The sequence below is a fragment of the Sulfurihydrogenibium yellowstonense SS-5 genome (assembly GCF_000173615.1).
Classification (GTDB): domain Bacteria; phylum Aquificota; class Aquificia; order Aquificales; family Hydrogenothermaceae; genus Sulfurihydrogenibium; species Sulfurihydrogenibium yellowstonense.
This window is the reverse complement of the sequence record NZ_ABZS01000052.1, coordinates 1-9,394: the sequence shown is the minus strand read 5'-3', so window position 1 is coordinate 9,394 and position 9,394 is coordinate 1. Positions and strand designations below refer to the sequence as shown.

The following is a 9,394-nucleotide window of genomic DNA, read 5'->3' as shown; positions in this document are numbered from 1 at the left end:
AAGAACTGGCCATCTGCAAAAGGTGAAGTTAGACCAAACGAGATAATGGCTCTTGGGCTTATATCTTCAATTATATTTATATTTTCTGCTTATAAATTAAACATGCTTGCATTTTGGTTGTCTCCGGTTGTGATTTTACTTTTATTATTATATCCAGCCGGGAAAAGATTTACTTCTTATGTTCATCTTATTCTTGGGTTAGTTTATTTTTTAATTCCGATTGCTGTTTCCATAGCTTTAAGAGGCAGTATTGAAATATCCGCAATATTTCTTGGTACAGCTATGGCTTTTTGGGTAGCAGGCTTTGATATTCTTTATGCTTTACAAGATTATGAGTTTGACAAATCTTTTGGACTTTACTCTATCCCTGTAAAATATGGTATTAAAAATGCAATATTAATATCAAGAACTTTTCATTTTATAACATTTATTTGTCTGATTTTAACAGGAGTTTTTGCAGGTTTGTCATACATATATTTTGCAGGAGTATTTATTTTGAGTGGATTTTTGGTCTATGAGCATTTACTTATAAAAGAAAATGATTTATCAAAGATAAATAAAGCTTTTTTCACGGTTAATGGTTTTGTTAGTATAATATTTAGCATAATTGTTTTATTAGATGTGTTTATCGGAGGTTGAAAATGGAAGATATATTAAAAATAATGGAAGTTTTACCACACAGATATCCATTTTTACTCGTTGACAGGATTTTGGAGATTGATATAGAAAACTTGAAAATCAAAGCTTTAAAAAATGTAACTATAAACGAGCCGTTTTTTATAGGACATTTTCCCGGAAATCCAGTAATGCCAGGAGTATTAATAATAGAAGCGATGGCACAAGTTGGAGCATATTTGATGCTCAAAAAAGCAGGTATAGAAGATGGAATAGTTTTATTTGCAAGTATAGAAGAAGCAAAATTTAGAAAGCCTGTTGTTCCAGGAGACCAAATTATATTTGAAGTTGAAGGCATCAACATTAAAAAATCTATGGGAAAAATTAAAGCCGTTGCAAAAGTTGACGACCAGGTAGTTTGTGAGGCAATCTTAATGGCAGCGGTTAAAAAGAAGTAAGCTTAAGAGTTCTTAAAACATATACAATTATTCTTTTTAAAATGGCAAAAAAATGATGGTGATTTTAAATTTTAACTAAGTCTAAAATTAACCACTTGATCGTCGTTCTGCAGCCTGCAAAGAATCTCTATATTTGTACCTCAAAAATATCATTCTGAGCGTAAGCGAAGAATCTCATTTTTTCGCTCTTTCTTAAAAAAGAGATCCTTCGGCTTTGTAGCCTCAGGATGACAAAAAGGCAAAACTTGCAAAAATTTTAGAACGCTTTTACTAATTTTACGCATATATTTAATACAACTTAAAAGATTTAGAATAACCTCAGAAAAAGTAAACTTAAAAAAATCTTAGAATATTGTTAAACAATCTCTTGTAATACTTGCATTTTCTCTAAATTATCAATACTTTCCGCTATTGCCTCAACCAACTTAGATTTTACATCTTCATAGTTACCAACAACTCTACATCCTGATGCATCTTTATGTCCGCCACCACCAAATTTACGAGCTATCTTCTGAACATCAACCTCGCCCTTTCCTCTTATAGAAATTCTCCACGTTTTTAAATCTTCTCTTTGAATCATTAAAACAGCAACTTTAACCGTATCTACACTTCTTGCAAAATTTACAAAACCTTCTGTATCTTCTTCTTTTGTATTTGTTTCGTTTAAAAAATCTCTAAATACTGTCAGAACCGCTATTTGGTCGTTATGATAAAGCTCCAATGTGGAAAGTGTTTTTGTTAATAACTTTAAAACATTGAGTTTATTTCTTTCATATAGCATTCTTGAAATATGGTGCGGATTTGCACCTTTTTTGACTAGAAATTCTGCTATTTCAAAGGTTTTGTCTGTTGTATTGTTGTATCTAAAAGAACCTGTATCTGTAATCAAACCTGCGTATAAGGCAGTGGCTATTTTTTCATCTATCAGATCTTCATCCCAATTTCTTAGCACATAAGTCATCACGGCAGTTGTAGAAGGACTAAAATCATCTACGATATCATAAATACTTTCAAACTCTCCGCCGATGTGATGGTCTATTCTGATAATTTCATCTGCATAAACTTCTGTACCGGCACGTTTTTTGCTTGACGCATCTACTAAAATAGCAACGGAAAACTTATGATTTATTGGTAGTTTTTTTATTTCATTTACTTCGGGCATAAAATCGCAAACAAAAGGAAAATCATCTTTCATAGCCATTGTAACGTTCTTACCAAGTTTTTTCAAGAAAAGATAAAGGGCTATCATGCTACCGATTCCATCGCAATCGGGGTTTTCGTGTGTAAATATAAGAATATCTTTTTCCTCTCTTTTGAGTCTTTCTATTATTGGAATTGACATTTCCATCTTTTTACCTCACAGGTTCTTTTTTTCATAAGGACAGATATCAGAAACATAGCATTCTTTACATTTTGGTTTGTTTGCAGTGCATATATACCTACCAAATAACACTAAGGCATTTGAGATATAAGCCCAATTTTCTTTTGAAAAGAATTTAGCCAAATCTTTTTCTACCTTTTCCGGATTAGTTTGATTAGTTATTTTTAATCTTTTTGCAACTCTCTTAACGTGTGTATCTACTACAATAGCAGGAATTTTATAAGCATTCACAAGAAATGCCGACGCTGTTTTTCTCCCAACGCCGGGAAGAGAAATTAACTCTTCCAATGTTTTTGGAATTTGTCCATTAAATTTTTCTACAATTGCTTTAGCACATTCTTTTATAAGTTTTGCCTTTCTTCTATAATAACCGAGTGGCTTTATTATTTCTTCAAGGTCTTTTAAGTCTGCGTTTGCAAGGGCTTGAGGGGTTGGATATTTTTTGAATAAAATTGGAGAAACCTGATTGACTTTCTTATCAGTAGTCTGTGCTGACAGAATGATGGCAATCAATAGTTGAAATTCATTTTCATAATTTAACTCTATCTTTGGGTCAGGAAAATGTTTTTTTAATCGTTCTATTAACTCATGCTGTGTAAATGCCATCAGAATAAGCTCTTTTGCTCTATCTTTTCTTCTTTAATTTTTAAATTACTTTTTTCTACATCTTTTAACAATGATTTAAATCCTAATTCTTGAAAGATTTGTTTTAGCTTTTCTAAGTCTGGTTTTGATTTTTTTAAGTCTTCTATTTTTATGTTTATCTCAATGTTGGCATCTAATTTTATTATTTCTTTCATTCTTTGAAGCTGCTCTTTGTCTACTTCTTTGAAAGATTCTTTTAATTTACCTTTTAATTTATCCACATTTTCTAATATATTCTCTAAACTTCCAAATTCTTGCAGTAAAGCAGCAGCAGTCTTAGGGCCAATTCCTTTTATACCGGGAATATTATCTACAGCATCGCCAATCATTGTAAGATAGTCTATAAACTGCTGCGGATAGATTCCGTATTTTTCTTTGATTTTTTCTTTATCTAAAAGCTCTTCCTTTACCGGATTAAAGATTTTTATATTGTCTGAAATTAGCTGGTTCATATCTTTGTCAGGCGTAACTATAATAGCTTCGTAGCCTTCTATTTCTGCTTTTTTTGACAATGTAGCGATGATATCGTCAGCTTCATAACCGGGTATTTCAAGAATTTTTATTCCAAGAAGCTGGATTATTTCTTTTAATATTGGGATTTGTTGCTTCAATGGGTCAGGGGTCTCTTTTCTTGTTGCCTTATACTCACTGAATTTTTCATGGCGAAGAGTTTTTCCGGGAAGGTCAAATGCAACGGCTACGTATGGAGTGTTAAAGACTGATAATGTTTTTAAAAGCATTCTTATAAAGCCATACACTGCACCTGTTGGTCTTCCATCCGGAGCAGTTAGAGGCGGCAGTGCATAGTATGCTCTGTACAAATAAGATGAGCCGTCTATTAATAAAACTTTATTTTTCATTTTTCAGTATCTTAGCAACTTCTTTTGCAAAGTATGTGATTATTATATCTGCTCCAGCTCTTTTCATAGAGATAAGAGTTTCAAGCATAACCTTTTTTTCATCAATCCATCCAAGCTTACCGGCTGCTTTTATCATTGAATATTCACCGCTAACGTTGTAAGCTGCGATAGGCACATTAAATGTATTTCTTAAATCTCTTATGATATCAAGATAAGACAATGCTGGTTTAACCATAACAATGTCCGCACCTTCCTCTATATCAATGGCTACTTCTCTTAACGCTTCTCTTCTGTTTGCCGGGTCCATTTGGTAGGTTCTTCTATCTCCAAATGCAGGTGCTGAATCTGCTGCCTCTCTAAATGGTCCATAGTAAGAAGATGCATACTTAGCCGAGTATGCCATTATTGGAATGTGTTTATATCCTGCTTCATCCAGAGCTTCTCTTATAGTTTTAACAACTCCGTCCATCATACCGGATGGAGCTACCATGTCCGCACCGGCTTTTGCGTGAGATACTACTTGTTTTTTTGTATTTTCAAGAGTAAGGTCATTGTCTACATCGTGGTCGTGTAGCACTCCGCAGTGACCGTGTGATGTGTACTCACAAAAACAAACATCTGTGATTATATACAGATTTGGATAATGTTTTTTAATATGCCTTATAGCTCTTTGGATTATTCCCTCTTCACTCCAGGTGTCCGAACCAACTTCATCTTTATGGGAAGGGATTCCAAACAAAAGCACTGCTGGAATCCCAAGGTTTGCCACTTCATCAAGCTCTTCATTGACTCTATCTAACGACCATCTAAATATTCCCGGCATAGATGGTATTTCTTTTTTGATGTCTTTTCCATCTTCTATAAAAATTGGATATATTAGGTCATCGACCAAAAGATGATTTTCTCTAACGAGCCTTCTTATATTTTCATTTTTTCTTAACCTTCTTAATCTATTAACCGGGAACATTTTTTCTCCTAATTAATATTTTCTTTCTATTTTTTCAGATTCACAGACTTCTTTAACTTGGTCTTTGACTAATTTTCCATTTTCATAAATTTTCTCATGGACTTTATGACATTTTGTTTTTGCATCGTATCCAGCCGGTTCTGCCTGATATACAACTCTTCCGTCTTCAGTTTGATATCTTACCGGTTTGTTAGTTTGAACTGCCTCTATAGCTCCTCTTTTTGATATTTCCGCTATTGTAGCTCCGGCTATGGCACCAATTACACCACCAATTACACCACCTTTCCATTTGTTATCATTAGATAAAATTGCTCCTGCTGTAGCACCTGTAACTGCTCCAATTACACCACCTTCATAAGTTGATTGAGATGGTCTGTAAGTTTCTGCACAGCCTGTAACCATAAACGCCGTGAGTACTCCAAGTGCTATTACTTTTTTCATCTTTATTACCTCCAAATTTAATTTTCTAAAATACACTTAATTTGACATATTCCAATTATTATAGCAGTTTCCATTTTTAAAATGTAATCTCCTAAGGACAATGGAATAAAACCTTCTTTTTTAAGATATTCAATCTCCTCTTCTTTAAATCCACCTTCATTTCCTATAAAAACTGACACAGTTTTGAAAGTTTTATTCATAAGCATTTTAATTTTATTCTGCTTTTCTTTTTCATAAAATACAACTTTTAATTCGTCATTACTTTTAATATTATATAGTTTTATAGGTTTTTCAATAATCAACGGAAATGGTCTTTTGCATTGTTTTATCGAGTTAAGAGCTATCCTTTGCCATTTTTCAAGTTTTTTGGCTACATCTTGCTCTTTTACTGCTGAGTTTTTGGATATTACAGGGATTAGCTTGTAAACTCCAAGCTGTGATAATGGCTCTATAATTTCATCTATCTTTGAAAGTTGGTTTGGCATACATTGGTATAATGTTATTTTAAATTCTTCTTCTTTGATAGGGATTTTTTCTATTGACAGGGCTATAAGCTGATTTTTGCTAATATCTTCTACCTTAGCAAGATAAACATTACCATCAAACGTATTGATTTCTATTAAATCATTTTGTTTAACTCTTAAAACTTTAACAGCATGATTGTATTCTTGGTCTTTTAAAACTAAATAATTACCTTCTTTTTCTCCTATGAATCTCGGTAAGCTCATTTTTTGCCCATCCTTTAATCGCAATATATAGAATTTCTAAAATTGTATAAATTTTAGCCTAAAATTAAATTTTCTGTTCTTACAATAGAAAGATAAAAGAATTATCTAAAAAGAATTATCAGCAATTAAGGTCTAATAAATGCTTCAGAAAATTATACGACAGGTTAATAAGTAAAGATAAGGTTAAGTTAGCATTAGTGGCTGTAGGGTTATTAAGGCAGGCATATAGTGCATTAAAAGCGAAGAACCATTTGATGAAAATTTTTGCACTTGACATTTAACATAGAACATTCTGAGGCTGTAAGTCCGAAGGTTCTCCTTATCTTAAAAAAGCGAGAAAATTAGAGGCAATTTATGAGTTGTCCTTACAATGAATAAGTGAGATGTAGAAGGATTGATGATTTTTGCCTGCTGCAGAATAACAGTCAAAAGTTAATTAATTTTTAGACTTGGTTAAAATTTTAAAGCATCCTAAAATAAAATATGGTTTTTATACTACTAAACCTTCACTAAACCTTCTAATAAATAACTTTACCTAATCTATCAAATCTTATAGATGGTTTCTTTAAGTCTATAGAGAAGTAAATCACAAAAGCTTGACCTATTACATAATCATCCGGTACGAAGCCCCAAAATCTGCTGTCTTTTGAGTTATCTCTATTATCCCCCATTACAAAATAGCTGTTTGGTGGCACTTGAATAGGTCCAAAATCCGGTCCTATACCGTCTTCTATTTCCATAATAGTGTACGAGTATGGTTTACCATCGCTTCTATAGGTTGTCTCTATGTATTTTTTCACTTTTTCATTCTCTTCTTCATAAAATCCTGCCGGCTCTCTTTTTAAAGGCTTTCCATTTAAATAAACGATATCATTCTTAACTTCTACTATATCGCCCGGAAGGGCAATTACTCTTTTTATAAAGTCTATAGAAGGGTCTTCAGGATACTTAAATACGATAACATCTCCCCTGTCTATCTTTGCAAGTCTATTGTTGTGATGGTAAAAAGTAATATTAGTAAACGGAATTCCAACATCCCAGTTACCATAGACTAATTTATTAACAAGGATAAAGTCTCCTACAAGTAAAGTTGGCTTCATCGAGCCGGAAGGAATATTAAAAGCCTGAACAAGAAAAACTCTAACAAGTGATACAACGACGAATATAAAAACTATGGTTTCAATAAAGTGCTTGATAGATTGTTTTTTTTGAGTATTGTCTAATTTTTTATCCTGCTGCACCATTCACTCCTTCCACAAGCCTGATCCTTTTTCTCTTGCCTCTTGATAGCATTTTTTGAATTCTTCTTGATACTTAACATTTGGCGGTACAGTTAATAGCATTGCATAACCATTGCATATAATTTCTTTATTTAACATCCTTCCGTCTTTTAAGTATACGTATGCAAGCAATCTGCCATATTTATCTCTTTGCTGAACGTCAAACTCTAAATAAACTTTATCTCCTGGTTTTACTAATGACTTCGTAAATTCCTTTGCTTTTTGACCAAGCTCTATAACTTTTTCAGCATCTCCAAGTTCTCTTTGTTTCTCAACTCTCTTATTCATTCTGCTTTCCGGTGTATCAATCCCGATTAATCTCACATGCTCTTTTTGACCATTAAATATTACTACAATTGTATCGCCATCTATCACATGGTCAACAGTAGCCTCCGGAAGGTTTAAAGTTTTAGATTCTGAAGTACTTGAATTATTAGAATTGCCATTTTTATTAGAACCTACGCAAGAAAGCTGAAAGCTTATTAACAATGCTAAGAGTAAAACTAAATAATGCTTAGCTAATTTCATTAACTCCTCCATTCTTTAAATAAAACAATTACGTCGGGTGAGAAATTCAATAAAAGTATGAGATTCTTCGCTTCGCTAATAATGACAAATAAGGCTACCCTTTTTTTGATGTTTACCAACATACCTTTCTCTGTCATCCTGAGGACGCAAGTCCGAAGGATCTCCTTTACAAATTCTATAAAAACCACTAACTTCTCACCCTAAGATATATTTTAAAATTTTAAAATGAAATAAGCAAGTAAGATAAGAACTCATTATCTCTTACTTTCCTACAACTGCTTCATCTGTGTCTAATGCAGGTTTTTTAGATTCTATTGCCACAACTTTAACAAAGTTATTAATTTCTTCTTTAAAGTTGTCTAATATATGTTTAGCTATTTTGCTTTCTGTATAGGCAACATGTTTTAATAGGAGTTTGTTTATCTCTTCTATGTCTTCCTCTTCAAGTGCTTCAGTTTTTACATACGATTTATTGATTTTTCTATCTACTTCACCTTCTGGGTCGTAGATGTAAGCTGTTCCACCGGTCATACCGGCTCCAAAGTTTATGCCTATTTTTCCAAGTATTAAAACTGTTCCTTCTGTCATGTATTCGCAACCATGGTCTCCAACACCTTCAACTACTGCCGTAGCCCCGCTGTTTCTTACTGCAAATCTTTCTCCGACTATTCCGGAGATATAAACTTGTCCGCCTGTAGCTCCATACAGTATTGTGTTGCCGGCAATTACATTTTTATGACTTTCACCTTTGAATTCTTTTGGTGGCTTGATTATGATTACTCCGCCGGCCATTCCTTTGCCTACATAATCGTTTGCCTGACCTGTTAAAGATAAAATCATTCCCGGAACACAGAATGCACCAAAGCTTTGTCCTGCTGTTCCTCTTAAATTAAGCTCTAATTTACCTGTTCTTAATCCTCTATCTCCGTATCTCTTTACGATTTCATGTGCTATTCTTGTTCCAAACGACCTGTAAGTATTTCTCAAAACATAAAAACCTGAGAAGTTTTCATCTTTTTCAATTGCAGGAAGTACATCTTTTAATACTTCTAAATCAAACGGTTGTTTTGACTGTGGTATCGGATTAGTATCTTGAATACATTTGATAGGTTTAGAGAAATCTGGTTTTTGTAATACATAGTCTAATTTCAATTTTTTAGCTTTATAATGGTCTGTTGGTATAGCAGGTTTTAATAGGTCTACTCTTCCGATGATTTCGTCTAAGCTTTTATATCCCATATCTGCAAGATACTGTCTGACTTCTTGAGCGACAAATTTTAAGTAGTTGATAATATGCTCCGGCTTTCCTGGGAATTTTTCTCTAAGTCTTTTATCCTGCGTTGTTATTCCAACAGGGCATGTATTTAAATGGCACTGTCTTGCCATTACGCATCCTTCAGCCACCATTAAAGCGGTTCCAAATCCAAATTCTTCCGCTCCAAGCAATGCTCCTATGATAATATCTCTACCTGTTTTGATTCCACCGTCTAC

11 protein-coding genes are annotated in these 9,394 nt (G+C 33.3%); 2 read left to right on the top strand and 9 right to left on the bottom strand.

Annotated features, from left to right (window positions below; all coding sequences use genetic code 11):
• A partial coding sequence (locus SULYE_RS03255; RefSeq protein WP_007546462.1) for a UbiA-like polyprenyltransferase occupies nt 1-639 on the top strand: 639 nt, incomplete at its 5' end.
• 2 nt (nt 640-641) lie between these two features.
• Entirely contained in the window at nt 642-1,073 is a 432-nt protein-coding gene (fabZ, locus tag SULYE_RS03250; protein ID WP_007546461.1) for a 3-hydroxyacyl-ACP dehydratase FabZ, read from the top strand.
• A gap of 355 nt (nt 1,074-1,428) precedes the next feature.
• Here fabZ and SULYE_RS03245 read toward each other — a convergent pair whose 3' ends face one another.
• From SULYE_RS03245 to SULYE_RS03205, 9 genes are all read right to left on the bottom strand, one after another.
• Nucleotides 1,429-2,421, bottom strand: a complete 993-nt coding sequence (locus SULYE_RS03245) for a DHH family phosphoesterase (RefSeq protein WP_007546459.1) — start codon at nt 2,419-2,421, stop codon at nt 1,429-1,431.
• Between the two features lie 9 nt (nt 2,422-2,430).
• A complete protein-coding gene (gene nth / locus SULYE_RS03240; protein WP_007546458.1) occupies nt 2,431-3,060 on the bottom strand; it encodes an endonuclease III in 630 nt (209 codons plus the stop codon).
• Nucleotides 3,060-3,959: a 5'-3' exonuclease gene (locus tag SULYE_RS03235; protein ID WP_007546456.1), complete on the bottom strand. Its 900-nt coding sequence runs from the start codon at nt 3,957-3,959 to the stop codon at nt 3,060-3,062. The genes nth and SULYE_RS03235 overlap by 1 nt, the downstream gene beginning before the upstream one ends.
• Nucleotides 3,949-4,926, bottom strand: a complete 978-nt coding sequence (hemB, locus tag SULYE_RS03230) for a porphobilinogen synthase (RefSeq protein WP_007546454.1) — start codon at nt 4,924-4,926, stop codon at nt 3,949-3,951. Before hemB ends, SULYE_RS03235 begins: the two co-directional genes overlap by 11 nt.
• 12 nt (nt 4,927-4,938) lie before the next feature.
• Complete coding sequence (locus tag SULYE_RS03225; RefSeq protein WP_007546452.1) at nt 4,939-5,367, bottom strand: YMGG-like glycine zipper-containing protein; 429 nt, start codon at nt 5,365-5,367, stop codon at nt 4,939-4,941.
• Between the two features lie 17 nt (nt 5,368-5,384).
• Nucleotides 5,385-6,095, bottom strand: a complete 711-nt coding sequence (locus SULYE_RS03220) for an RsmE family RNA methyltransferase (protein ID WP_007546450.1) — start codon at nt 6,093-6,095, stop codon at nt 5,385-5,387.
• 518 nt (nt 6,096-6,613) lie between these two features.
• Nucleotides 6,614-7,336, bottom strand: coding sequence for a signal peptidase I (gene lepB / locus SULYE_RS03215; protein WP_007546448.1), 723 nt, complete (start codon nt 7,334-7,336; stop codon nt 6,614-6,616).
• A gap of 3 nt (nt 7,337-7,339) precedes the next feature.
• Entirely contained in the window at nt 7,340-7,903 is a 564-nt protein-coding gene (locus SULYE_RS03210; protein ID WP_007546446.1) for a thermonuclease family protein, read from the bottom strand.
• A 261-nt stretch (nt 7,904-8,164) separates the two neighbouring features.
• Nucleotides 8,165-9,394, bottom strand: a 1,230-nt coding sequence (locus SULYE_RS03205; protein ID WP_007546445.1) for a GltB/FmdC/FwdC-like GXGXG domain-containing protein, incomplete at its 5' end; no start/stop codon positions are given.

Excerpts from the sequence above, each read along its gene's own strand:
- nth (WP_007546458.1), bottom strand. The coding sequence starts at position 3,060 with ATGGCATTTACACAGCATGAGTTAATAGAACGATTAAAAAAACATTTT.
- SULYE_RS03210 (WP_007546446.1), bottom strand. The coding sequence starts at position 7,903 with ATGAAATTAGCTAAGCATTATTTAGTTTTACTCTTAGCATTGTTAATA.
- fabZ (WP_007546461.1), top strand. The coding sequence starts at position 642 with ATGGAAGATATATTAAAAATAATGGAAGTTTTACCACACAGATATCCA.
- hemB (WP_007546454.1), bottom strand. The coding sequence starts at position 4,926 with ATGTTCCCGGTTAATAGATTAAGAAGGTTAAGAAAAAATGAAAATATA.
- SULYE_RS03245 (WP_007546459.1), bottom strand. The coding sequence starts at position 2,421 with ATGGAAATGTCAATTCCAATAATAGAAAGACTCAAAAGAGAGGAAAAA.
- SULYE_RS03220 (WP_007546450.1), bottom strand. The coding sequence starts at position 6,095 with ATGAGCTTACCGAGATTCATAGGAGAAAAAGAAGGTAATTATTTAGTT.
- SULYE_RS03225 (WP_007546452.1), bottom strand. The coding sequence starts at position 5,367 with ATGAAAAAAGTAATAGCACTTGGAGTACTCACGGCGTTTATGGTTACA.
- SULYE_RS03235 (WP_007546456.1), bottom strand. The coding sequence starts at position 3,959 with ATGAAAAATAAAGTTTTATTAATAGACGGCTCATCTTATTTGTACAGA.